This window comes from Enterobacter sp. 01-M-02-SI-ECC (assembly GCF_047530595.1).
Lineage (GTDB): Bacteria > Pseudomonadota > Gammaproteobacteria > Enterobacterales > Enterobacteriaceae > Enterobacter > Enterobacter cloacae_M.
In genome coordinates this window covers 34,229-58,336 of the sequence record NZ_JBLKCZ010000012.1, presented here as the reverse complement: position 1 = coordinate 58,336, position 24,108 = coordinate 34,229, and the positions used below count along the sequence as shown (strand labels likewise).

Annotated in this window: 27 protein-coding genes; 20 read left to right on the top strand and 7 right to left on the bottom strand. The window is 56.8% G+C overall.

From position 1 onward, the window contains the following. Positions 1 to 111: 111 nt before the first annotated feature. The 3 genes from ACMWLG_RS16040 to ppa all read right to left on the bottom strand — a co-directional run bounded on the left by ACMWLG_RS16040 (position 112) and on the right by ppa (position 1,916). Positions 112 to 582, bottom strand: coding sequence for a hypothetical protein (locus ACMWLG_RS16040; protein ID WP_045402308.1), 471 nt, complete (start codon positions 580 to 582; stop codon positions 112 to 114). Beyond that, positions 579 to 1,163: a hypothetical protein gene (locus tag ACMWLG_RS16035; protein ID WP_045402311.1), complete on the bottom strand. Its 585-nt coding sequence runs from the start codon at positions 1,161 to 1,163 to the stop codon at positions 579 to 581. The genes ACMWLG_RS16040 and ACMWLG_RS16035 overlap by 4 nt, the downstream gene beginning before the upstream one ends. 222 nt (positions 1,164 to 1,385) lie before the next feature. After that, entirely contained in the window at positions 1,386 to 1,916 is a 531-nt protein-coding gene (ppa, locus tag ACMWLG_RS16030; protein WP_008501423.1) for an inorganic diphosphatase, read from the bottom strand. Positions 1,917 to 2,225: 309 nt separating this feature from the next. Between ppa and ytfQ the strand changes: the two genes are divergently transcribed. From ytfQ to ACMWLG_RS16005, 5 genes are all read left to right on the top strand, one after another. Beyond that, positions 2,226 to 3,182, top strand: a complete 957-nt coding sequence (ytfQ, locus tag ACMWLG_RS16025; protein ID WP_045402315.1) for a galactofuranose ABC transporter substrate-binding protein YtfQ — start codon at positions 2,226 to 2,228, stop codon at positions 3,180 to 3,182. A gap of 57 nt (positions 3,183 to 3,239) precedes the next feature. Continuing rightward, complete coding sequence (ytfR, locus tag ACMWLG_RS16020; RefSeq protein ID WP_414763003.1) at positions 3,240 to 4,742, top strand: galactofuranose ABC transporter, ATP-binding protein YtfR; 1,503 nt, start codon at positions 3,240 to 3,242, stop codon at positions 4,740 to 4,742. Between the two features lie 10 nt (positions 4,743 to 4,752). Further along, on the top strand, positions 4,753 to 5,778 hold the full coding sequence (ytfT, locus tag ACMWLG_RS16015; protein ID WP_162467374.1) for a galactofuranose ABC transporter, ATP-binding protein YtfT: 1,026 nt from the start codon (positions 4,753 to 4,755) through the stop codon (positions 5,776 to 5,778). After that, complete coding sequence (gene yjfF / locus ACMWLG_RS16010) at positions 5,765 to 6,766, top strand: galactofuranose ABC transporter, permease protein YjfF (RefSeq protein ID WP_023293434.1); 1,002 nt, start codon at positions 5,765 to 5,767, stop codon at positions 6,764 to 6,766. The genes ytfT and yjfF overlap by 14 nt, the downstream gene beginning before the upstream one ends. 93 nt (positions 6,767 to 6,859) lie before the next feature. Beyond that, positions 6,860 to 8,431: a methyl-accepting chemotaxis protein gene (locus ACMWLG_RS16005; protein ID WP_045402320.1), complete on the top strand. Its 1,572-nt coding sequence runs from the start codon at positions 6,860 to 6,862 to the stop codon at positions 8,429 to 8,431. Here ACMWLG_RS16005 and ACMWLG_RS16000 read toward each other — a convergent pair. Together ACMWLG_RS16000 and fbp are read right to left on the bottom strand one after the other, a co-directional pair. Continuing rightward, positions 8,403 to 8,759: a helix-turn-helix domain-containing protein gene (locus ACMWLG_RS16000; RefSeq protein ID WP_023310177.1), complete on the bottom strand. Its 357-nt coding sequence runs from the start codon at positions 8,757 to 8,759 to the stop codon at positions 8,403 to 8,405. The two genes, ACMWLG_RS16005 and ACMWLG_RS16000, sit on opposite strands and share 29 nt — an antisense overlap. A 150-nt stretch (positions 8,760 to 8,909) precedes the next feature. Then, the gene (fbp, locus tag ACMWLG_RS15995; RefSeq protein WP_023310178.1) at positions 8,910 to 9,908 is read right to left on the bottom strand and encodes a class 1 fructose-bisphosphatase; all 999 of its coding nucleotides are present in this window, start codon (positions 9,906 to 9,908) and stop codon (positions 8,910 to 8,912) included. 197 nt (positions 9,909 to 10,105) lie between these two features. Here fbp and mpl point away from each other — a divergent pair, with 197 nt between their 5' ends. Continuing rightward, complete coding sequence (gene mpl, locus ACMWLG_RS15990; RefSeq protein ID WP_023310179.1) at positions 10,106 to 11,485, top strand: UDP-N-acetylmuramate:L-alanyl-gamma-D-glutamyl-meso-diaminopimelate ligase; 1,380 nt, start codon at positions 10,106 to 10,108, stop codon at positions 11,483 to 11,485. A gap of 95 nt (positions 11,486 to 11,580) precedes the next feature. Here mpl and yjgA read toward each other — a convergent pair whose 3' ends face one another. Next, positions 11,581 to 12,132 carry a ribosome biogenesis factor YjgA gene (gene yjgA / locus ACMWLG_RS15985; protein ID WP_008501414.1) on the bottom strand — a complete coding sequence of 184 codons (552 nt, stop codon included), beginning with the start codon at positions 12,130 to 12,132 and terminating at the stop codon, positions 11,581 to 11,583. Between the two features lie 95 nt (positions 12,133 to 12,227). Between yjgA and pmbA the strand changes: the two genes are divergently transcribed. From pmbA to ACMWLG_RS15915, 14 genes are all read left to right on the top strand, one after another. Beyond that, on the top strand, positions 12,228 to 13,580 hold the full coding sequence (gene pmbA / locus ACMWLG_RS15980) for a metalloprotease PmbA (protein ID WP_045402321.1): 1,353 nt from the start codon (positions 12,228 to 12,230) through the stop codon (positions 13,578 to 13,580). 41 nt (positions 13,581 to 13,621) lie between these two features. After that, positions 13,622 to 14,008 (top strand): cytochrome b562, encoded by a 387-nt coding sequence (gene cybC / locus ACMWLG_RS15975; protein ID WP_008501412.1) that lies wholly within the window; start codon positions 13,622 to 13,624, stop codon positions 14,006 to 14,008. Positions 14,009 to 14,323: 315 nt separating this feature from the next. Then, positions 14,324 to 14,662, top strand: a complete 339-nt coding sequence (locus ACMWLG_RS15970) for a glycine dehydrogenase (RefSeq protein WP_025911967.1) — start codon at positions 14,324 to 14,326, stop codon at positions 14,660 to 14,662. Between the two features lie 10 nt (positions 14,663 to 14,672). Further along, positions 14,673 to 15,035 (top strand): SFCGS family glycine-rich protein, encoded by a 363-nt coding sequence (locus tag ACMWLG_RS15965; protein ID WP_045402325.1) that lies wholly within the window; start codon positions 14,673 to 14,675, stop codon positions 15,033 to 15,035. Positions 15,036 to 15,037: 2 nt separating this feature from the next. Beyond that, positions 15,038 to 15,337, top strand: coding sequence for a DUF4312 family protein (locus ACMWLG_RS15960; protein WP_006810338.1), 300 nt, complete (start codon positions 15,038 to 15,040; stop codon positions 15,335 to 15,337). A 22-nt stretch (positions 15,338 to 15,359) separates the two neighbouring features. Continuing rightward, the gene (locus ACMWLG_RS15955; protein ID WP_023310182.1) at positions 15,360 to 16,136 is read left to right on the top strand and encodes a DUF4311 domain-containing protein; all 777 of its coding nucleotides are present in this window, start codon (positions 15,360 to 15,362) and stop codon (positions 16,134 to 16,136) included. A 13-nt stretch (positions 16,137 to 16,149) separates the two neighbouring features. After that, on the top strand, positions 16,150 to 16,791 hold the full coding sequence (locus tag ACMWLG_RS15950; RefSeq protein WP_023310183.1) for a DUF4310 family protein: 642 nt from the start codon (positions 16,150 to 16,152) through the stop codon (positions 16,789 to 16,791). Between the two features lie 42 nt (positions 16,792 to 16,833). Then, positions 16,834 to 17,967 (top strand): amidohydrolase/deacetylase family metallohydrolase, encoded by a 1,134-nt coding sequence (locus tag ACMWLG_RS15945; protein ID WP_045402328.1) that lies wholly within the window; start codon positions 16,834 to 16,836, stop codon positions 17,965 to 17,967. Next, on the top strand, positions 17,951 to 19,069 hold the full coding sequence (locus tag ACMWLG_RS15940) for a DgaE family pyridoxal phosphate-dependent ammonia lyase (protein WP_045355654.1): 1,119 nt from the start codon (positions 17,951 to 17,953) through the stop codon (positions 19,067 to 19,069). The genes ACMWLG_RS15945 and ACMWLG_RS15940 overlap by 17 nt, the downstream gene beginning before the upstream one ends. Then, entirely contained in the window at positions 19,066 to 19,806 is a 741-nt protein-coding gene (gene dagF / locus ACMWLG_RS15935; protein WP_045355655.1) for a 2-dehydro-3-deoxy-phosphogluconate aldolase, read from the top strand. The genes ACMWLG_RS15940 and dagF overlap by 4 nt, the downstream gene beginning before the upstream one ends. Before the next feature lie 115 nt (positions 19,807 to 19,921). Then, a complete protein-coding gene (locus ACMWLG_RS15930) occupies positions 19,922 to 21,058 on the top strand; it encodes a lactonase family protein (RefSeq protein WP_045402331.1) in 1,137 nt (378 codons plus the stop codon). 22 nt (positions 21,059 to 21,080) lie between these two features. Then, the gene (locus ACMWLG_RS15925) at positions 21,081 to 22,991 is read left to right on the top strand and encodes a BglG family transcription antiterminator (protein WP_023310188.1); all 1,911 of its coding nucleotides are present in this window, start codon (positions 21,081 to 21,083) and stop codon (positions 22,989 to 22,991) included. Between the two features lie 77 nt (positions 22,992 to 23,068). After that, positions 23,069 to 23,311 carry a type II toxin-antitoxin system RelB/DinJ family antitoxin gene (locus ACMWLG_RS15920; RefSeq protein ID WP_008501400.1) on the top strand — a complete coding sequence of 81 codons (243 nt, stop codon included), beginning with the start codon at positions 23,069 to 23,071 and terminating at the stop codon, positions 23,309 to 23,311. Continuing rightward, the gene (locus tag ACMWLG_RS15915) at positions 23,301 to 23,585 is read left to right on the top strand and encodes a type II toxin-antitoxin system RelE family toxin (RefSeq protein WP_045402335.1); all 285 of its coding nucleotides are present in this window, start codon (positions 23,301 to 23,303) and stop codon (positions 23,583 to 23,585) included. The genes ACMWLG_RS15920 and ACMWLG_RS15915 overlap by 11 nt, the downstream gene beginning before the upstream one ends. 3 nt (positions 23,586 to 23,588) lie before the next feature. Here ACMWLG_RS15915 and nrdG read toward each other — a convergent pair whose 3' ends face one another. Beyond that, positions 23,589 to 24,053, bottom strand: a complete 465-nt coding sequence (gene nrdG / locus ACMWLG_RS15910; protein ID WP_045402338.1) for an anaerobic ribonucleoside-triphosphate reductase-activating protein — start codon at positions 24,051 to 24,053, stop codon at positions 23,589 to 23,591. Between the last annotated feature and the right edge of the window lie 55 nt (positions 24,054 to 24,108).

Genomic DNA, 24,108 nt, shown 5'->3' with positions numbered 1-24,108 from the left:
AGCAGAATCACATAATCGCTTCGATAAGGGATCCATAAGTAAAACAAAAACCAGGCAAGCTGGAATGTCATGATGCAGAGATACTGCCATTTGCTGTCTTTGCCGTAACAGTCAAACGCCTTTATGTAGCCCATCTTTATGCTTTGAAGAAAGAAACTTAGCATGTATAACGCTCACGATCGCGACGGTCAGGAGTGTGCTCGTCAGCAACGCCCCTAAAAAATAGCCGTGGGTGATATCAGTAGCACCCGAGCCTAACGTATGCAACTTACTATATCCTCTATCTACTGCAACAAAAAGCGTATATAGCCCGATGTTAATACAGAACTGCAGCAGACAAGAAACGACGATATTTCTGGGAATTCTTTTTAATAGAGTGAGTAACGCATAAATAATGCTTGATGATAGAGCGAAGTAAAGTCCGTTAAATAAACTGGATAGTAAGGAGCTATTTATTTCGCTGAATATTAAATTATCGCTTCCATAGTACCATGCGAGGTATTCATTATACGTGCTTCTGCCAAAGATAAAGGCGGCAATAATAAGGACGAATAGACTCACGATATGTCTTTTCTTACTCATAATTTTGCTCCCTTAGATAGCAGTTCCTTCATCGTTTTACTGGCTTCTAGCTGATCTTTGATTATGGCAAGATCACGAGTGTTGTGATTATATTTTGCAATAGCAGTTGGCGTACCTTTACCACCATTGTCCATAAAGAAGACAATATCCTTACGACCATAAAGAAGAACTTGTGGGATGGGATCACGCCCATAACTCACCGCCTGCGGAAGAGAGTGGATAGACTCTGTCGTGAGGAAGCGAGGAATATTTTCATGCTCAATATTACCCAAAGGCGTTGTGGCAACAAGGGAGCCGATAAAATCGGTCGTATACACTAACGCATCTGTATCTTTGGTCGTTACTTTTGAACCTGTAATATATTTTATCTGTTGCCAAAGGGTAATATCTTTAGGGATAACCTTAACACCATCCATAAACATATCTTGCTTGCGTTTTAGCTGAATGACGGTACGGTGCACCTGTGTCAAAGAGGGGCTGATTTCCCCAACAGAAGGCATAAGGCCATCGCGGGAATACAGTCGTTCAATGATAAAATAAATTCCAGTTGGGCGGGCAACATCAATGTTAATGGATGACATATGAATCCTAAAATGAATGGGGATTAATGTTCATCATGACAGTATGTTATTAACAGCCAGGCTATTCAACCACTCCCACCATAAATGATAGGGTGTCTTTTTTGTTTTTAATACCCTGACCAAAAGGAATGGGATTCTTCTTAAAAAATCCGTTTATACTGCTTTTAACCAGGGAAATAAAAAAGCCCCGACTCGCGGGGCCTTCATTAACAGCAGTAAGAATTACTTCTTAGCAGCGCGTTCGAAAGAGGCGATGATTTCTGCTTTCGCCGCTTCTGCGTTGTCCCAGCCGTCAACTTTAACCCACTTGCCTTTTTCGAGATCTTTGTAGTGCTCGAAGAAGTGAGTGATCTGCGCTTTCAGCAGTTCTGGCAGGTCGTTCACATCTTTGATGTGATCGTATTCTTTGCTCAGCTTGGTGTGCGGTACCGCAACCAGCTTCGCATCTTCACCGGATTCGTCGGTCATTTTCAGCACGCCAACGGGACGGCAGCGAATCACTGCGCCTGGCTGCAGTGGGTATGGCGTTGGGACCAGCACGTCAACCGGGTCACCGTCCAGAGACAGGGTGTGGTTGATGTAACCGTAGTTGCACGGATAGAACATCGCGGTAGACATGAAACGGTCTACGAACAGGGCGCCGCTCTCTTTGTCCACTTCGTATTTGATCGGATCTGCGTTAGCCGGGATTTCGATAACTACGTAGATGTCTTCTGGCAGTTCTTTACCCGCTGGGACGTTGAGTAAGCTCATGTCGGTGTCCTTTAAAATGGATGGTAAACAAGTGGCAGGTATTATAGCCAACTCGCGCTGAATGTCTCCGCCTGTTTTCGCCTTCTCTCCACGTTCTTCCCACTTTTCAGACCGTTTCCATGACAGAAAAATCCATAAACTCAGCCGCATTTTTCATGGAGAAATGAAAGCGATTACAAACTTGTGATTAACGTTTTATTCACTTTTCTGAAGTGTGATGTAACGCAATTCGTTACATATTTCATGGGCTATAGTCATTCCGCAGAACATCTTTTAACCAACAATAACTCACCCTACGAGGACGTTCATATGTGGAAGCGCTTACTCCTGGTCACAGCCGTTTCGGCAGCCATGTCGTCTATGGCGATGGCCGCTCCCTTAACCGTAGGTTTTTCGCAAGTCGGCTCTGAATCTGGCTGGCGAGCGGCAGAAACCAACGTGGCGAAAAGCGAAGCTCAGAAACGCGGTATTACCCTGAAAATCGCCGATGGTCAGCAAAAACAAGAGAATCAGATCAAAGCCGTGCGCTCCTTTATCGCCCAGGGCGTGGATGCCATCTTTATTGCACCCGTCGTGGCGACCGGCTGGGAACCCGTCCTGAAGGAAGCGAAAGACGCTGAGATCCCGGTCTTCCTGCTCGACCGTTCCATCGACGTCAAAGACAAATCCCTCTATATGACCACCGTGACCGCCAACAACGTGCTTGAAGGGCAATTGATTGGCGACTGGCTGGTGAAACAGGTCGACGGCAAGCCGTGTAACGTCGTTGAACTGCAGGGCACTGTCGGCGCGAGCGTGGCCATCGACCGTAAAAAAGGCTTTGCTGAGGCCATTGCTAAAGCGCCAAACATCAAGATTATCCGCTCTCAGTCCGGCGACTTTACGCGCAGTAAAGGTAAAGAGGTCATGGAGAGCTTCATTAAGGCTGAAAACAACGGCAAGAACATCTGCATGGTTTACGCCCACAACGATGACATGGCGATCGGTGCGATTCAGGCCATTAAAGAAGCGGGCCTGAAGCCGGGCAAAGATATCCTCACCGGCTCTATCGACGGCGTGCCGGACATCTATAAAGCAATGATCGACGGCGAAGCCAACGCCAGCGTGGAGCTGACGCCAAACATGGCGGGCCCGGCATTCGACGCGCTGGAGAAATTCAAGAAAGACGGCACGATGCCTGAGAAGGTGACGGTCACCAAGTCCACGCTCTACCTGCCTGACACGGCGAAAGAAGAGTTAGAGAAGAAGAAAAATATGGGCTACTAAGCCTGTCTGAACATGCCGGGTGGCGCTGCGCCATCCGGCTTGATGCAGGGGGAAACCATGACCACTGAACAACACCAGGAAATCCTCCGCACAGAGGGCTTGAGCAAATTCTTCCCCGGCGTAAAAGCGCTGGATAACGTTGATTTCAGCCTGCGGCGTGGGGAGATCATGGCGCTGCTGGGCGAGAACGGCGCGGGAAAATCGACGCTGATTAAATCCCTCACCGGCGTTTATCACGCCGATCGCGGCACCATCTGGCTGGAAGGCAACGCCATTTCGCCGAAAAATACCGCCCATGCCCAGCAGCTGGGGATCGGGACGGTGTACCAGGAAGTAAACCTGCTGCCGAATATGTCGGTGGCGGATAATCTGTTTATTGGCCGTGAGCCGCGACGTTTTGGCCTGCTGCGCCGCAAAGAGATGGAGGCGCGGGCGACAAAGCTGATGGAATCGTACGGCTTCTCCCTCGACGTCCGCGAGCCGCTGAACCGCTTTTCCGTGGCGATGCAGCAGATCGTCGCCATCTGTCGCGCGATCGATCTCTCCGCGAAGGTACTCATCCTCGACGAACCCACCGCCAGCCTCGATACCCAGGAGGTGGAGATGCTCTTTACCCTGATGCGCCAGCTGCGCGATCAGGGCGTCAGCCTGATCTTCGTTACCCACTTCCTCGATCAGGTATATGAGGTAAGCGATCGCATCACGGTGCTGCGCAACGGCAGCTTTGTCGGCTGCCGCGAAACCCGCGAGCTGCCGCAGATCGAACTGGTGAAAATGATGCTGGGCCGCGAGCTGGAAACCAATGCCCTTCAGCGCGCCGGGCGCACGCTGCTGAGCGAGAAACCGGTCGCCGCGTTCAGCGATTACGGCAAGAAAGGCGTGATATCGCCGTTTAATCTGGAAGTCCGCCCGGGCGAAATTGTCGGGCTGGCGGGCCTGCTAGGCTCCGGACGAACCGAAACCGCCGAGGTGTTCTTCGGGATCAAGCCGGCCGACAGCGGCAGTGCGCTGATCAAGGGCAAACCGCAAACCTTACGATCGCCGCATCAGGCCTCCTGTCTGGGCGTCGGCTTCTGCCCGGAGGATCGGAAAACGGACGGCATTATTGCCGCGGCCTCGGTGCGGGAAAATATCATCCTGGCGCTGCAGGCCCAGCGCGGCTGGCTGCGCCCGATCCCTCGTAAAGAGCAAAACGCCATCGCCGAGCGCTTTATCCGTCAGTTGGGTATCCGCACGCCGAGCGCGGAACAGCCCATCGAGTTCCTCTCCGGCGGCAACCAGCAGAAGGTGCTGCTGTCTCGTTGGCTGCTGACCAAACCCCAGTTCCTGATCCTCGATGAACCAACCCGCGGCATTGACGTGGGGGCGCACGCCGAAATTATCCGGCTTATCGAAACCCTGTGCGCGGACGGTCTGGCGCTGCTGGTTATTTCGTCCGAGCTGGAAGAGCTGGTGGGCTATGCCGATCGCGTCATCATCATGCGCGATCGCAAACAGGTGGCAGAGATCCCGCTGGATAAGCTGTCCGTTCCGGCGATCATGAATGCCATCGCGGCATAAGGAGTAAATCGTGATGCCCCGTTCGCTTTCGCAAACCGGTGAGTCAAAGCGCCGATTCAGCTGGCCAACCGGCACGCCGCAAATCGCAGCGCTGCTGGTTGTTCTGCTGGTTGATAGCCTCGTCGCGCCGCATTTCTTCCAGATTATCGTGCAGGATGGTCGCCTGTTTGGCAGCCCGATAGACATTCTAAACCGTGCCGCGCCGGTGGCGCTGCTGGCCATCGGGATGACGCTGGTCATCGCCACCGGCGGGATTGACCTTTCCGTCGGCGCGGTGATGGCCATCGCCGGGGCCACGGCAGCCTCCATGACCGTATCCGGACACAGCCTGCCGGTGGTACTGCTGGCGGCCTTAGGCACCGGCGTGCTGGCCGGATTATGGAACGGCATTCTGGTGGCGGTGCTGAAAATTCAGCCCTTTGTCGCCACCCTTATCTTAATGGTGGCCGGGCGCGGCGTGGCGCAGCTGATTACCTCCGGGCAGATTGTCACCTTTAACTCGCCGAGCCTGGCGTGGATCGGGAGCGGCAACCTGCTGTTCTTCCCGACGCCGGTGATCGTTGCCCTGGTCACGCTCATTGTCTTCTGGCTTTTCACCCGCAAAACGGCGCTGGGCATGTTCATTGAAGCCGTCGGGATCAACATCCGCGCCGCGCGCAACGCCGGGGTCAACACCCGCCTGATGGTGATGCTGACCTACGTGCTGAGCGGCGTCTGCGCCGCCATCGCCGGGGTCATCGTCGCGGCGGATATTCGCGGGGCCGATGCCAACAACGCGGGACTCTGGCTGGAGCTGGACGCGATCCTCGCGGTAGTGATCGGCGGTGGATTGCTGATGGGCGGGCGCTTTAACCTGCTGCTCTCGGTAATTGGCGCGCTGATCATTCAGGGAATGAACACCGGGATCCTGCTTTCGGGGTTCCAGCCGGAACTCAACCAGGTGGTGAAAGCGGTGGTCGTGCTTTGCGTGCTGATCGTCCAGTCGCCGCGCTTTGTCAGCATCATTAAGGGGATCCGTGGCCATGATAAAACGTAATTTACCGTTGATGATCACGCTGGGCGTATTTGTGCTGGGGTATCTCTACTGTCTGACGCAGTTCCCCGGTTTTGCGTCGACGCGCGTGATTTGCAATATCCTGACCGATAACGCCTTTTTAGGCATCATCGCCGTCGGGATGACCTTTGTGATCCTCTCCGGCGGGATCGATCTCTCCGTCGGGTCGGTGATCGCGTTCACGGGCGTGTTCCTCGCGAAGGCGATCGGCTTCTGGGGGATCTCTCCGCTGGTGGCGTTTCCGCTGGTGCTGGCGATGGGCTGCGCATTTGGCGCCTTTATGGGGCTGCTGATCGACGCGTTAAAAATCCCGGCGTTTATCATTACCCTCGCGGGAATGTTCTTCCTCCGTGGAGTGAGCTATCTGGTGTCGGAAGAGTCGATTCCGATTAACCATCCGGTGTACGACACGCTCTCCAGCCTTGCGTGGAAAATTCCCGGCGGCGGCCGCCTGAGCGCGATGGGGCTGCTGATGCTGGGCGTGGTGGTAATTGGTATCTTCCTCGCCCATCGTACCCGGTTTGGCAATCAGGTGTACGCCATCGGCGGTAACGCCACGTCGGCAAACCTGATGGGGATCTCCACCCGCAGCACCACCATCCGCATCTATATGCTCTCGACCGGCCTGGCGACGCTGGCGGGTATCGTCTTCTCGGTGTATACCCAGGCGGGCTATGCCCTTGCAGGCGTGGGCGTGGAGCTGGATGCGATTGCTTCTGTGGTTATCGGCGGCACGCTGCTGAGCGGTGGGGTCGGTACCGTGCTGGGAACGCTGTTCGGCGTGGCTATCCAGGGGCTGATACAAACCTATATCAACTTTGACGGCACGCTCAGCTCCTGGTGGACGAAAATCGCCATCGGCATTCTGTTGTTTATTTTTATTGCCCTGCAGCGCGGTCTTACGGTGCTCTGGGAGAACCGCCAAAGCTCACCTGTTACCCGCGTAAACACATCGGTAACAGAGCGATAACACGCTGAATTTGCTTAAAGTCTAAACATTTTCCGGTAGCGGCCGATACTCTTTTTTTATGCCCAGAAATATCTCGCTACCGGAAATAATATCATGCTTAAAACGCTATCGATTCGTACCGGCTTGCTCTCTTTACTGGCCGTTATGACCCTTCTGCTGCTGATTGTCAGCGGCATTGGCATTTATGCCCTCACACAGAGTTCTTCTTCACTGCAGCGTATTAATCACCTTCAGGGTGAGCAGATGGTGCAGCTTAATTCAGGCTATACGCTGATCCTGCGCGCGCGCAATGAGGCGGGCCAGGCCGTCCGCATGATGGAAATCGGCATGCTGGACGATGCGGCCAAAGCGGTAAAAAACATCAATCAGGAAGTTGCCCTGGCCCAGAAAACGCTGAAAGGCGTGATCGACGGCGGCGTGGCTGACGAGCAGGGGCAACAGCTGCTCGATAAAGTGGCGGCCAGCCTGGCGACCTATAGCCAGCAGGGGATCAACCCGATGCTGAAAACCCTGAATGACCAGAGCGCGGACGGGTATTACGATCTGCTGGAGAAGACGCTGATTCCGGTGGCGAAGCAGTTTGATAACGATATGCAGGCGTTTCAGAAATGGAGCGAAGCGCGTGGTCAGGCGGAAGTGAGTGCCGTGCAGGCGAGCAAAACCCGCGTCCTGATCCTGATTATCGTCGCCGCGCTGCTGACGGCGGGCATTATCGTGCTCGCGTGGCTGGCGCTGCGCCATATGCTGCTCAAGCCGCTTTCGGCCTCGATCGCCCAGCTGGAGAGCGTGGCGGCGGGGGATTTAACCCATACGCTGAATGCCCCCGCGAGCCAGGAATTTAACCGCCTCAACGCGGTGATAGAGCAGATGCGACAGTCGCTGATGAACTCGGTTATGCGGGTACGCGATGCCAGCGCGCAGATTGACACCGGCAGCCGCGAGCTGACGCTGGGGAACCGCGATCTTGCCGAGCGTACGGAATCCACCGCCACGTCGCTGGAGCAGACGGCGGCCAGCATGGAACAGATCACCGCGACGGTGAAGCTCAACGCCGATAACGCCGAGCAGGCGCACCAGCTGGCGAAGTCGGTGTCCGACACGGCCGATCACGGCAGCGAAATGGTCTGCTACGTAATTGAAAAAATGCGCGATATCTCGGGCAGCTCGGCGCGCATCGCCGACATCCTGAGCGTGATCGACGGTATTGCCTTCCAGACCAATATTCTGGCGCTTAACGCCTCCGTGGAAGCGGCGCGCGCGGGCGAGCAGGGGCGCGGGTTTGCCGTCGTCGCGGGCGAAGTGCGAAACCTTGCCAGCCGCAGCGCCGACGCGGCGAAAGAGATCCGATCGCTTATCAGCGATTCGCAGACCCACGTTAACGAGGGCAGCGAGCTGGCCCAGCAGGCTGGCGAAACCATGGACGAAATCGCAACAGAAGTGCTGCGCATGACCAAATTGATGCGTGAGATTGCGACCGCGTCTCAGGAGCAGAGCCGTGGTATTGAGCAGGTGAATATTGCGGTGAATCAGATGGACGAAACCGCGCAGCAGAATGCGGCGCTGGTGCAGCAATCCTCCGCCGCGACCCGCTCCCTTGAGGAGCAGTCGCGTCAGCTGATGGAAGCCATGTCATCATTCAAAGTGACGACTCAGACCGCTGCATAATATTACCCAGCCCCGGTACGTTCTGTTCCGGGGTTTTATTTTTTCCGGAATTAACTGCCGCAATATTATCGTGAATATCACCCATTAATATTTCCAGCGAACTGGTTAAGGCTAACGCTTTTTCCGTCGGTTCAAGGTATAAACCTTTGCGGAAAAATAACGGTTCATCAAAGAGTTGATTAAAACGCTTTAAGGCCAGGCTCACCGCCGGACGTGACATCTCCAGACGCAAAGAGGCTTTTGCCATGCTGCCGCAGCGGACGACTTCAATAAATACAGGGATAAGATTTAAATCAATGCCGGTATTAGCACGGGAATAATTTTTCATTGCGATTCTGCTCCACGAAATATCTGTCAAACTGTTATGGAAATAATGCAGGAGCAGTGGTGAATATTAAAGCATGTTTTTTATAAACACTTATACGGTAAAATATATAAATGACCAGGGGAGCCAGAACGGCTCCCCTGTAGAGAGGCATTACGCGTCCGGGTACTCACGGATAAAACGTTCAACGTCTTCAACCATGTGGTTGTTGCCGACGAAGAATGAACGGCGCTGGTGAAGGCTTTCCGGCACGATATCCAGAATACGCTCTTTACCGTCGCTCGCCTTGCCGCCCGCCTGTTCGGCGAGGAACGCCATCGGGTTGCACTCGTACAGCAGACGCAGCTTCCCGTCCGGGTGGCTGGCGGTGCTTGGGTAGAGGTAGATACCGCCTTTCAGCAGGTTACGGTGGAAATCCGCGACCAGAGAGCCAATATAGCGGGACGTGTACGGGCGCTGGGTCGCTTTATCTTCTTCCTGGCAGAATTTAATGTACTTCTTCACGCCGTTCGGGAATCGGATGTAGTTGCCTTCGTTGATGGAGTAGGTGTTGCCCTTCTCCGGGAAGCGCATGCGTTCCTGGCTCAGGCAGAAAACGCCGAGTGAAGGATCGTACGTAAAGGCGTGAACTCCGCAACCGGTGGTGTACACCAGCATGGTGGAGGAGCCATAAACGACGTAACCGGCAGCAACCTGGTTAATGCCCGGCTGCAGGAAATCTTCTTCGGTTACCGGCGTACCGACAGGCGTGACGCGGCGGTAGATGGAGAAAATGGTACCGACAGAAACGTTAACGTCGATGTTTGAGGAACCGTCGAGCGGATCCATCAGAACAACGTATTTAGCGTGTTCACACCCTTCGAAAACAACAATTTCATCTTCTTCTTCGGAGGCGATACCCGCAACGATGTCGCGCGCGCGCAGTGCAGCTTTCAATTTTTCATTTGCGAACAGATCGAGCTTCTGTTGAACCTCGCCCTGAACGTTCTCGGCACCGCTGGCACCCAGGATATCGACCAGACCGGCCTTGTTGATATCGCGGTGGATGATCTTAGCGCCCAGCTTTATTGCCGACAGCAAAGCAGTGAGTTCACCGGTAGCATGAGAGAACTCGTGCTGCTTTTCGACAATAAATTCACCTAACGTTTTCATAACACTTTCCCTGCATCTTTGTGAGTAGAGCGATTGTATGTTCACTAAAACGACTAAAGCCCAACAATCTTAACAAATATTCAAATAGTAGCGCAGAGGTGAATCGCGCCAGCAGGATACGGATTTTCCTGAAATGCGTTTCACACCCGCTAACATGTGAGTAAAATGTGCGCCACATTGAAGAAGGATAGTGACGTATGCGCATTCATATATTGGGGATTTGTGGCACTTTCATGGGCGGACTGGCAATGCTGGCGCGCTCGCTGGGCCATGAAGTGACGGGTTCGGACGCCAATGTGTATCCGCCAATGAGCACACTTCTGGAGAAACAGGGCATCTCGTTAATTCAGGGCTACGATGCCAGCCAGCTGGATCCCGAGCCGGACCTGGTGATCATCGGCAACGCTATGACCCGCGGTAACCCGTGCGTTGAGGCGGTACTGGAACGCAATATTCCGTTCATGTCCGGTCCGCAGTGGCTGCATGACTTCGTCCTGCGTGACCGCTGGGTGGTTGCCGTTGCCGGTACCCATGGCAAAACCACGACCGCGGGCATGGCGACCTGGATCCTCGAAGCCTGCGGCTACAAGCCGGGCTTCGTGATTGGCGGCGTACCTGGAAATTTCGACGTCTCCGCACGTCTGGGCGACAGCCCGTTCTTCGTGATCGAAGCCGACGAATACGACTGCGCGTTCTTCGACAAGCGCTCCAAGTTCGTGCATTACTGCCCGCGCACGCTGATCCTCAACAACCTTGAGTTCGACCACGCGGATATTTTTGACGACCTGAAAGCGATCCAGAAACAGTTCCACCACCTGGTGCGCATTGTTCCGGGCCAGGGGCGCATCATCCTGCCGGAAAACGACATCAACCTGAAGCAGACGATGGCGATGGGCTGCTGGAGCGAGCAGGAGCTGGTGGGCGAGCAGGGCCACTGGCAGGCGAAGAAGCTCAACGCCGATGCCTCCGAGTGGGAAGTGCTGCTCGACGGTGAAAAAGTGGGTGAGGTGAAGTGGGGCCTGGTGGGCGAGCACAACATGCACAACGGCCTGATGGCCATTGCTGCGGCGCGTCACGTGGGCGTTCAGCCTGCGGATGCGGCCAATGCGCTGGGTTCGTTTATCAATGCCCGTCGCCGCCTGGAGCTGCGCGGTGAAGCCCACGGCGTTAGCGTGTATGACGATTTCGCGCACCACCCAACGGCCATTCTGGCGACGCTTGCCGCCCTGCGTGGCAAGGTCGGCGGGACGGCCCGCATTCTGGCGGTGCTGGAACCGCGCTCGAACACCATGAAGATGGGCATCTGCAAAGACGATCTCGCGCCGTCATTAGGACGCGCCGATGAGGTCTTCCTGCTGCAGCCGCAGCATATTCCGTGGCAGGTGGCGGAAGTGGCCGATGCCTGCATTCAGCCTGCGCACTGGAGTGCGGATGTGGATGCGCTCGCGGATATGGTGGTGAAAGCCGCTCAGCCAGGCGACCACATTCTGGTGATGAGCAACGGCGGTTTTGGTGGGATCCATCAGAAGCTGCTGGACGGTCTGGCGAAGAAAGCGGAAGCGGCAGCCGCAGAGTAAAAAAAAGCCCGGTGGCGCTTACGCTTACCGGGCCTACTTTCCCGTGTTTCCTCCTTCGCCCTTCCGGGGAGAGGGCCGGGGTGAGGGGGAAGAGATTACTCTTCGTTCTCAGAAAGCTCGCGCAGATACTGGAAAATCAGGCGCGCAGACTTCGGCGGCTTATTCCCTTCTTTCTCTTTCTTCGCGTTGCGGATCAAGGAACGCAGCTGCTGGCGGTCGGCATCCGGCCACAGGTTTAGCACTTCCGGCACGGCGTCATCACCCTGTTCAATCAGACGATCGCGGATCTGCTCCAGCTTATGGAACAGCGCAACCTGCTGGTTGTGGCGGTTTTTCAGCTTGTCCAGCGCCTGGCGGATCGGATCGACGTCGCGCTGACGCAGCATTTTCCCGATAAGCTGAAGCTGGCGACGACGGCCTTCTTTCTTGATTTTCTGTGCCAGTTCAATGGCATCGCGCAGATCCTGGTCGAGCGGGATCTTGTCCAGCGCGTTTTTACCCAGTTCTACCATTTCCGCGCCAAGCTGTTTTAACTCTTCGGCGTCACGTTTAATTTCACTTTTACTGACCCAGATGATCTCATCATCTTCGTCTTCGATGTCATCACCGGGAACGTCGTCGAGCCAGTCTTCGGGCTGCTTAGTCATGTCAGGCTCCTTAAAAAAAGAGGCTAATGTTACCAGTTAAGACGCGCACTGAAAAACGGTTCTCTGTTAGACTTCAGTTAACTCTCTCTTACAGTATGGCATTTGCGATGAAAGTAACCTCACAAGTTGAAGCGCAGCGTAAGATTCTGGAAGAAGCCGTCTCCACCGCGCTGATGCTTGCTTCAGAAAAATCAGATGGCGCCGAAGTGGCGGTCAGCAAAACCACCGGCATCAGCGTAAGTACCCGCTATGGTGAAGTGGAGAACGTAGAATTCAACAGCGATGGCGCGCTTGGGATCACGGTGTATCACCAGAACCGCAAAGGCAGCGCGTCATCCACCGATCTCAGCCCGGATGCCATTGCCCGCACGGTGCAGGCGGCGCTGGATATCGCCCGTTATACCTCCCCGGATCCTTACGCAGGCGTGGCGGATAAAGACCTGCTGGCGTTTGATGCGCCGGATCTCGATCTTTTCCACCCGGCGGAGGTTTCCCCGGACGAAGCCATTGAACTGGCCGCGCGCGCCGAGCAGGCTTCCCTGCAGGCCGATAAGCGCATCACCAATACCGAAGGCGGCAGCTTTAACAGCCATTACGGCATCAAAGTCTTCGGCAACAGCCACGGCATGCTGCAGGGCTACTGCTCCACCCGTCATTCGCTCTCCAGCTGCGTGATCGCCGAAGAGAACGGTGACATGGAGCGTGACTACGCCTACACCATTGGCCGCGCGCTGGGCGACTTGCAGTCTCCTGAGTGGGTGGGTAAAGAGTGTGCCGAACGCACGCTGTCACGCCTGTCGCCGCGTAAACTCTCCACCATGAAGGCCCCGGTCATTTTTGCCAACGAAGTGGCAACCGGTCTGTTTGGCCATCTGGTGGGCGCTATCGCGGGCGGCTCGGTTTACCGTAAATCGACCTTCCTGCTCGACTCGCTGGGCAAGCAGATCCTGCCGGAATGGCTCACCATTGAAGAACATCCGCACCTGCTGAAAGGGCTGGCCTCCACGCCGTTCGACAGCGAAGGCGTGCGCACCGAACGTCGCGATATCATCAAAGACGGTATTCTGACCCAGTGGCTGCTGACCAACTACTCCGCGCGCAAGCTGGGGCTGAAAAGCACCGGACACGCTGGCGGCATCCACAACTGGCGCATTGCCGGACAGGGCCTGAACTTTGAGCAGATGCTGAAAGAGATGGGCACCGGTCTGGTAGTCACCGAGCTGATGGGTCAGGGCGTAAGCGGCATCACTGGAGACTACTCGCGCGGCGCGGCGGGCTTCTGGGTGGAAAACGGCGAAATCCAGTATCCGGTGAGCGAAATTACTATCGCCGGCAACCTGAAGGACATGTGGCGCAATATCGTTACGGTCGGTAACGATATTGAAACACGTAGCAATATACAGTGTGGTTCTGTACTTCTGCCGGAAATGAAAATCGCCGGTCAGTAATATCCGTAAAGGCGTTTTAATAATAAAAAAGGAAGTGAGCAATGCGTAAACATCTGTTAGCGATCGTCGCGGCTTCAACGCTGGTTCTTGGCTCTTCTGCGTTTGCTGCCGATCTTGAAGACGACATGGGCATCCTCGGGCAAAACCTGAAGGTGGTGCAGAAAACCGACAATGCGGCGGAAATGAAAGACGCGCTGACCAAAATGCGTGAAGCGGCGCTGGACGCACAAAAAGCGACGCCTCCTAAGCTGGAAAGCAAAGCGGCAGACAGCGCAGAGATGAAAGACTACCGCCACGGCTTTGACGTGCTGGTCGGCCAGATCGACGGCGCGCTGAAGCTGGCTAACGAAGGCAAAGTGAAGGAAGCCCAGGCGGCGGCCGAGCAGTTTGTGACGACCCGTAACACGTATCACAAGAAATACCGTTAACCGATCGCGCATCTAACAAACAACCAGCGGGGGCCAGTGGCTCCCGTTTTTTTTGCGCGGTAATAAGTAAACCCTATCGCCATCACATTTTTGCGTCACCACGCCTGAACGTTTCGTTTCCCCGGCGCGCGTTTTGCCGCTGGAATACGTGATATTCATCACGTAAATACCGGGATTAATTCAGATTCACCGCATTTATGTGGCACAGATCACTGCTGCGGCTCGCCTTTCCACTTCGAAGTGGAAAACAACTCGCTACAAACAATTCCCCCCCAACGTTAGTTTTATTCCAGAGCCATTAACGGGGTAAGACCAGTGATTAACGGAGCGGTAATGAACGACGTTGGGGAACAGGCGGAGCAAACAGAACAGCTCGCGAACACCATGCTGCAGCAGGTTTATGCCCTGCTGGCCCGGAACAACATCATCCCCAATGCGGTACAGGAGCAGATGCTCACCTCCCACGTGCGCGCCATGGCGCACCGGTCCGTGACCGGCGAGCCGCTGCCGGAGGTTGAAGCAGAGCTGTTTGACGAAATTTCACCGGATTCAATGCGGCTCGCCCGTGAAGTGGTCGCGCAGTTTGGCAACCTTCCTGATGAAGAAGCCTGGCTGCTCTCCGTTCACTTTGAAGTCGCGAAAGACAACCTTTAAGGAGCAACACATGGAACAGATTACAGTCGTGATTGGCGATCGCCTGGGTAAAGGTCAGAAAGTGGCTGCCGGTGTGGAAAAAGCAGGTGGACGCGCGGTGGTCGTACCGGGCATGGCGGCGGACATGAAGCTCGGCGACGTGATGAAAGCGGAAAACGCCACCTTCGGCATCTCCTTCTGCGGCAGCGGCGGCGCGGGTGCCATCACTGCCCAAACCAAATATGGCTACAAGGCCAAATACGGCATGCGTTCCGTGGAAGAGGGCATGACCGCCATTAACGAAGGCTGCAACGTGCTGGGCTTCGGCTTTATGGATAAAGAAGAGCTGGGCGAGCGTCTGGTGCAGGCGTGGCAGAAGAAATACGGCGCATAAGCATGAAAGAACAGTTCACAACCACGGTGAGAGTGAAGGGCAAAGGCGACGCCAAAGCGCGCGCCTTTGCCGACGCGCTCAACCACGTTCAGGCCGCGGTGATGAAAGCCTCACCGCATATCTTACTGCGTATTGAGCCACAGGATGTGCAGGTCGTTCAGGCGCAAGAAGCGGTGCGAAAAGAAGCGTTTCTGTTCTTCTTTCTGCGCCGGGAAAGACGCACCTACAGCGTGGAGCTGGATGTGACCGTCAACGTGACCGCCATCAATCTTGACCAGGTGGATTTCGTCACGCAACGCTGATTATTCATAAAAGGGCAGACTGATGTTCTTAATTATATTAATAAAATCGCTCATCATTGGCGGCCTGGTTGGCGTCGGTGTCGGAGCCGGGGCTGCACGCATGTTTCATGCGCCTACCACTCAGGGTATGGGCGCGTTTCGTACGTTGGGGGAACTGAACTCCTGTGAAGGGGATCCGGCGTCCCACTTCTCCTTTGGGTTAGGTTTCTTCTTTAACGCCTGGGCCTCTTCCGTGGCCGCAGGGGCTTTCACACAGGACGTTGACCATCGCATCATCCCGAACTGGGGTGCGGCTGCACTGATGATCAAAAACCGTAACGTCGGCGAAACGCTGCACGATCCCCGCAAAATGGCGATTGCCTGCGGCGTGATTGGCATGCTCGTCGTCACCTTCCTGAACCTGACCGCCTCCTCCGTTCCGGCAGCGCTTCAGGTCACCGCCGTGAAGGTGCTGGTACCGGCGGCAAACCTGCTGGTGAACACCGTGATGCCGGTGATCTTCTGGCTGGCGGCCATCGACGCGGGTAAAAAATCGGGCTTCTGGGCCACCATCTTCGGCGGCGCGGCGCAGCTGATCATGGGCAACGCCGTACCGGGCCTGGTGCTGGGGATCCTGATCGGGAAAGGCGTGGAAGAGAGCGGCTGGAACCACGTCACCAAAGTGATGATGGCGGCTATCGTTCTGCTCTTCGTGCTGAGCGGCTTCTTCCGCGGCTTCGACATGAAGATGATCGAATCCTTCCATCTGACCGTGCCGAACTGGCTCGACATGATCCACAACTCGCTCAGCGGTAAATAACAGGAGCCTCTAAATGGAACAGAATAAAGGTTTTTGGTATGCCGACTGGTCGTTCCCGATCTTCGTTGGCCTGCTCTCCTCCGGCGTTTTCGCCGGGACGCACATGTACTACCTCTACGGCATCGGCGCGTTTAACGAAGTGGCCTTCGTAGCGATGCTAAAAGCGGGGATCGATACCGGCGTCTACGGCGCGGTGGCAGCGTTCGGCGCGAGCTTCCTGTTCGCCCGTATTATCGAAGGGTCGCTGGTCGGTATTCTCGACATCGGCGGGGCGATCCAGACCGGCGTAGGCCTCGGCGTTCCAGCGCTGCTGCTGGGAGCGGGCATCATGTTCCCGGTGACCAACTTCATTGCCGCGCTGATTACCGGCCTGGTGATTGGTCTGGCGATTGGCTACGTCATCATCCTGGCGCGTAAGTTCACCATCAACCAGAGCAACTCCACCTACGGCGCAGACGTGATGATGGGCGCGGGCAACGCCTCCGGCCGCTTCCTCGGACCGTTGATTATCCTCAGCGCCATGACCGCCTCCATTCCTATCGGCGTCGGTTCCCTGCTGGGGGCGCTGGTGTTCTACATCTGGCAGAAGCCGATCACTGGTGGCGCCATTCTCGGCGCGATGCTGTTGGGCTGGCTGTTCCCGGTCGCCCTTTAATACCCGCGGGCGCTAAGGCGCCCGCCTTATCAGGAGATCCTCATGTTTGATTTACTCCTGCGCCGTGCGCGCCTCGCCGACGATACCCTGACCGATATCGCCATTCAGGACGGGAAGATCGCGGCGCTGGGCGAGATTGACGCTCCCGCGCATAAAACGGTTGAGCTGAACGGCGACGTGTTCGTCAGCGCAGGCTGGATTGACTCCCACGTTCACTGTTACCCGAACTCCCCGATTTACCACGACGAGCCGGACAGCGTGGGTATTGCCACCGGCGTCACCTCCGTAGTGGACGCGGGCAGTACCGGTGCCGACGACGTGGATGATTTCTATAAAATCACCCGCAGCGCCTCCACCGAGGTATTTGCCCTGCTGAACATCTCCCGCGTGGGGCTGATTGCCCAGAACGAGCTGGCCAACATGGCGAATATCGACGCCGACGCGGTGAAGCAGGCGGTAAAGCGCCACCCTGATTTTATCGTCGGCCTGAAGGCGCGCATGAGCAGCAGCGTGGTCGGTGAAAACGGCATTACGCCGCTGGAGCGCGCCAAAGCCATTCAGAAAGAGAACGGCGACCTGCCGCTGATGGTGCACATCGGCAACAACCCGCCGAACCTCGACGAAATTGCCGAGCTGCTGAGCTCCGGAGACATCATCACCCACTGCTACAACGGCAAGCCCAACCGCATTCTGACGCCCTCCGGCGAGCTGCGCGCCTCCATCACCTCCGCTCTGAAGCGCGGCGTACGTCTGGACGTGGGGCACGGCACGGCGAGCTTTAGCTTTGAGGTGGCAAAACGCGCCATCGCGATGGGCATTCTGCCGCACACCATCAGCTCGGACATCTACTGCCGCAACCGCATCAACGGCCCGGTCGGCTCGCTGGCAAGCGTGATGTCGAAGTTTCTCGCCATCGGCATGTCGCTGCCGCAGGTGATTGACTGCGTGACTGCGAACGCCGCCGACGGCCTGCGCCTGGCGCGCAAGGGGCGCATCCAGCCGGGTCTCGACGCCGACCTGACGCTGTTTACGCTTAAGCGCCAGCCGACGGTGCTGACGGATGCCGAAAACGACAGCCTGCAGGCTGAACACATTCTGGTGCCGCTTGCCGCGATTCGCGCGGGCAAGGGCTACATGACCGAACAAGGGAGCACGGAACATGCCTTCGATTTATGAGAAGTACAACTTAAAGCAGGTGATCAATACCTCCGGCCGCATGACGGCGCTGGGCGTCTCCACGCCGCGCCCGGAAGTGGTGCAGGCGGCGATGGACGGCATGAATCACTATTTCGAGATGAAGGATCTGGTCAATAAAACCGGGGAATACATTGCGAAGCTGCTGGATGTGGAAGGCGCGACGGTAGTTTCCTGCGCGTCGGCGGGCATAGCCCAGTCGGTGGCGGCGGTGCTGGTAAAAGACAGCGACTGGCTGCTGGAAAACCTGCACGTGACCCCGATTGAGAACAACGAAATCGTCCTGCCGAAAGGCCACAACGTAAACTTTGGCGCGCCGGTGGGCACCATGGTGGCGCTGGGCGGCGGCAAGCTGGTGGAGGCGGGCTACGCCAACGAATGCTCTGCCGATCAGCTGGCGGCGGCGATCACTCCGCGCACGGCGGCGATCCTCTACATCAAATCTCACCACTGCGTGCAGAAAAGCATGCTCAGCGTCGGGCAGGCGGCGGTGGTGGCGCGCAAGCACGATCTCCCGCTGATCGTCGATGCGGCGGCGGAAGAAGATTTGCACGCGTACTACCGATCCGGCGCCGATCTGGTGATCTACAGCGGCGCGAAGGCGATTGAAGGCCCAACCAGCGGGCTGGTGATCGGCAAAACCCAGTACGTTGAGTGGGTGAAGCGTCAGACCGCGGGCATTGGCCGCGCGATGAAGGTGGGCAAAGAGGGGATCCTCGGCCTGACCTGCGCCATCGAACACTACCTTACCGCGACCAAAGAGAGCGGGGCCGAGATGGTGGCGAAGATGACGCCGTTTATCGAGGCGCTCAACACCCTGAACGGCGTGACCGCGCGCGTGGTCTGGGACAGCGCCGGTCGCGATATCGCCCGTACCGAGATTAAGTTCGACGAAGCCACGACCGGCGTCGGCACGGGCGATCTGGTGGCGAAGCTCAAGCAGGGCGAATACGCCATTTACTTCCGTGGCTACAAGGCCAATGAAGGGATTATCGAGGCGGACGTGCGCAGCGTGAACGCTGACCAGCTGAACATCGTCTACCGCCGCATTAGCGAAGTATTAGGACAGGAGAAAAAAGCATGAAACTGACCCCTAACTTTTACCGTGACCGCGTCTGCCTGAACGTGCTGGCAGGATCGAAAGCCAACGCCAGCGCCATTTACGAGGCGGCGGAAGGTCACGTGCTGGTGGGCGTGCTCTCCAAAAATTACCCGGACGTGGCGAGCGCCGTTGCCGACATGCGCGAATACGCCGCGCTGATTGATAACGCGCTCTCCGTCGGCCTCGGCGCGGGGGATCCGAACCAGTCGGCGATGGTGAGCGAGATCTCCCGTCAGGTGCAGCCGCAGCACGTTAACCAGGTCTTTACCGGCGTGGCCACCAGCCGCGCGCTGCTGGGGCAGAATGAGTCGGTGGTCAACGGTCTGGTCTCTCCAACCGGCACCGTCGGGATGGTCAAAATCTCCACCGGACCGCTGAGCAGCAACGCTCCGGACGGCATTGTGCCGGTTGAAACCGCGATTGCCCTGCTGAAGGATTTCGGCGGCAGCTCCATCAAATACTTCCCGATGGGCGGCCTGAAGTGCCGTGACGAGTACAACGCGGTGGCGGAAGCCTGCGCCCGTCACGACTTCTGGCTGGAGCCGACCGGAGGTATCGATCTGGAAAACTATGAGGAGATCCTGCAGATCGCCCTCGACGCGGGCGTGAGCAAAATCATCCCGCATATCTACAGCTCGATTATCGACAAAGCCAGCGGCGACACGCGCCCGGAAGACGTGCGTACGCTGCTGGAAATGACGAAGAAGCTGGTGAAGTAGTATCTGCCCTCACCCTAACCCTCTCCCAAAGGGAGAGGGAAATTTTCGTCCCCTCTCCCTTTGGGAGAGGGCCGGGGTGAGGGAAAACACACCGCACAAACCTGAAGGAGCCACCATGCATACCCGTACCCTGCTTGTTGCTTCACTCTCAATGTTCGCCACCGCCGCTATCGCCCAGACGCAATATGCCTGGGTGGGCACCTACAACCCCAACGGCGAAGGGCTGTACCGCTTCACCGTTGACCCGCAAAGCGGCGCGCTGGCGAATAAAACGCTGGTGAGCAGGCTGCCGAACGCCGCGCAGCTGGCCGTCTCGCACGACGGCAAAACGCTGTATCTGGCAAGCGAAGTGGAGCAGGGCGTGGTGCAGGCGCTGCGGGTGGGGGATAACGGCCAACTGAGCGAGCTGAATCAGGTGGCCTCCGGCGGCGCGGGGCCGGTTTACCTGTCGCTGACGCCGAACGGTCGCCATCTTCTGGTGGCGAACTACGTCAGCGGATCTATCGCAGTGCTGCCCGTTAAAGCAGACGGCAGCCTGGGTGAGGCTACGGATAAGCATCAGGATCAGGGCGAGCCGGGCGCGGCGAAGCCGGAAGCGGCAGCGGAGGGCAGCTTTGCCATCAGCGATCATAACGGCCCACACGCGCACATGATCGCCGCCGATCCGAGCGGGAAATACGTCTTTTCCACCGATCTTGGGCTGGATCGCCTCTACCAGTACCGTTTTGACGATCGAACAGGAAAGCTGACGCCGAACGATCCGCCGTTTATCAACGCCTCCTCAAAAGGCGCCGGGCCGCGCCACTTTGTCTTTACGCCAAAAGGCGATGCCCTGTGGCTGATTAACGAAGAGGCGTCTACGCTCACCCATTATACCGTGAGCACCAACGGCACCTTAAAAGAGGGCAAAACGCTTTCAGCCCTGCCGGAAGGCTACAAAGGCACCAGCTTTGCTGCCGGGCTAGCATTAAGCGCCGACGGTAAACAGCTGTATGTGGCTAACCGTTTGCATAACAGCATCGGGCACTTTACCGTAACAGCGGAGGGAACGCTGACGCATCAGGACGACGTCTGGACGCGCGGCGACTACCCGCGCACCCTGACGCTCGATAAGCAGGGGCGCTGGCTGTACGTCATGAACCAGCGCAGCGACAACATCACCCGTTTCCGCGTGGCGCAGGACGGGAAATTGAGCTTCGAGCCAGACTATACCCCGGTCGGCAGCCCATCCCAGATGGTCATTTCACCTTAAGCTGTAATAAGAGGACAAGCCCGTGCGATTTCCGAACCAACGTTTAGCGCAACTGTTCGATCTGTTGCAAAACGAGACGCTGCCGCAGGACGAGCTGGCGCAGCGGCTGTCGGTCTCCACGCGAACCGTCCGTGCCGATATCACCGCCCTGAACGCGCTGCTGGCAGGCCACGGCGCGCAGTTTATATTGAGCCGTGGCAACGGCTATCAGCTCAAAATTGATGATGCCCAGCGCTACCAGCAGCTGCAGGCATCCCACCCGCGCGCGCTGCGTATTCCCCGGACCGGGCCGGAGCGCGTGCACTATCTGGTGGTGCGTTTTCTCACCTCGGCGTTTTCTCTTAAGCTTGAGGATCTGGCGGACGAGTGGTTCGTCAGCCGCGCCACGCTGCAAAGCGACATGGCCGAAGTCCGCGAGTGGTTCCACCGCTATAACCTGACGCTGGAAACGCGTCCTCGCCACGGCATGAAGCTGTTTGGCAGCGAGATGTCGACCCGCGCCTGCCTGACCGATCTGCTCTGGGAGCTTGCGCAGCAGGACAGCCTGAACCCGCTGGTGACCGACGTGGCGCTGAATGCAGGCGTGGCGGAGCAGATGGTGCCCGTGCTGCACGAGGCGCTGACGCGTCATCACATCCGTCTGACCGATGAAGGCGAGCTGTTCCTGCGCCTGTACTGTGCGGTATCGGTACGGCGCATCAGCGAGGGCTATCCGCTGCCGGAATTCCACGCCGAAGACGTGGAAGAGAACGTGCGCGAGGCGGCGAAGGATATCGCCGTCACTATCCAGCAGCTGGCGGGCAAAGCGCTTTCACCTTCGGAGGAGAGCTGGCTGTGCGTGCACATTGCGGCGCGGCAGATTCAGGAGATTGCCCCGAGCGCAATTAACGCGGATGACGACGAAGCGCTGGTCAACTACATCCTGCGCTATATCAACACCCACTATAACTACAACCTGCTGAGCGACGCGCAGCTGCACGCGGACCTGCTCACGCACATCAAAACCATGATCACCCGCGTGCGGTATCAAATCATGATCCCCAATCCGCTGCTGGATAACATCAAGCAGCACTACCCGATGGCGTGGGATATGACCCTGGCGGCGGTGTCGAGCTGGGGAAAATACACGCCTTATGTGATCAGCGAAAACGAGATTGGTTTCCTGGTGCTGCATATCGGCGTCGGGCTGGAGCGCCACTACAACATCGGCTACCAGCGTCAGCCGCGCGTACTGCTGGTGTGCGACGCAGGTAATGCCATGGTCCGCATGATTGAAGCGGTGCTGCAGCGCAAGTACCCGCAAATTGAGGTGGCCCGCACGCTCACCCTGCGCGAGTACGAGCTGGCGGAAACGATTAGCGAAGACTTTGTGATCGCCACCGCCCGCGTCAGCGAAAAGTCCAAACCGGTGGTGACGATCGCCCCGTTCCCGACCGATTACCAGTTAGAGCAGATCGGCAAGCTGGTGCTGGTGGACCGCACCCGCCCGTGGATGCTGGATAAATACTTCGACGCGGCCCATTTCCGCATTATCGACAAGCCCGTTGACCAGCAAACGCTGTTTCGCGAGCTGTGCGCGCAGCTTGAAGGCGAGGGGTTTGTCGGCGCGGAGTTCCTGGATTCGGTCGTTGAGCGTGAAGCCATCGTCAGCACCATGCTCGGCGACGGCATCGCGCTGCCGCACTCCCTCGGCCTTTTAGCGCAGAAAACCGTGGTCTATACCGTGCTCGCCCCGCACGGCGTGCAGTGGGGAGACGAAACCGCGCACGTCATCTTCCTGCTCGCCATCAGCAAAAGCGAATACGAAGAGGCGATGGCGATTTACGATATTTTCGTCACCTTCCTGCGTGAACGGGCGATGTCGCGACTCTGTAGCTGCAGTGACTTTGCCGAATTTAAGGCGGTGGCAATGGAGAGTTTGAGTCGGTTTTGAGAGGCGTTATCCAGAATTCGATGTAATGCGAATGTAATGCTAAACTGCATTACACATTCGATTTTACCGGAGGCATAATGGCCACGCTGAACGTCCGTCTGGATGACAAACTCAAAAACGAGGCTTATGCCGTGCTGGAAAAACTCAATATCACCCCAACGGAAGCCGTGCGATTACTGTTTCAGTACGTCGCGGAGACGGGACGTATGCCGGTGAAAACGGTCACGATTAGCGACAGTGAAGATGCGCTGATACAGACGGTCCGGGAGCGACTGGCGAATCCGCAAAAGGGAATCAAGGTTAGTCTGGATGACTTATGAACTGGCATTTGACCCGAGGGCGTTAAAGGAGTGGAGCAAGCTGGGGCAGACTGTAAAAGACCAGTTTAAGAAGAAACTTGCGGACGTGCTGGTGAACCCCAGGGTCGAATCGGCCCGCCTGCATGGTCTGCCGGATTGCTACAAAATAAAACTCAGAACGCAGGGTTATCGTTTGGTCTATCAGGTTCAGGACAACGTTGTAACGGTATTTGTTATCGCTATCGGTAAGCGAGAGAAATCAGCCGTTTATCATGATGCAAACAAACGGCTTTAGCGATCATCGTAAATGGTGCACAACCTGGTTGCTGCTGCCGCGCCAAATCAGCGCCGGGTCTTTTAAATCCTGCACGAACTTGCCGTCAACCAGGACGTTAATCAGATCCACCACTTCCATTTGCTGCGCGTTCAGCTCATCCAGCCTGTAGCCTGTCCAGACCCAGATATCTTTTCCCGGACACTCTCCCCGAATGCGCTTCACCAGCTTCAGGATATCCGGCACGTTTTGCGGATGCAGCGGATCGCCGCCGGAAAGCGAAATTCCCTGACGGTGAATTCGCGTATCGTTCAGGTCGCTGATGATTTTCTCTTCCATCTCCGCAGTGAACGGCATGCCGGAATGTAAGCGCCAGGTGCTTTTGTTATAGCAGCCGGGGCATTCGTGGACGCAGCCTGAGACGAACAGGGTGCAGCGGGTGCCGGGACCGTTAACGATGTCGACGGGGTAGTATTGATGATATCGCATAGAAAATGTCCAGAGAATTTGTGCGCGCTGATGCCCTCACCCCGACCCTCTCCCA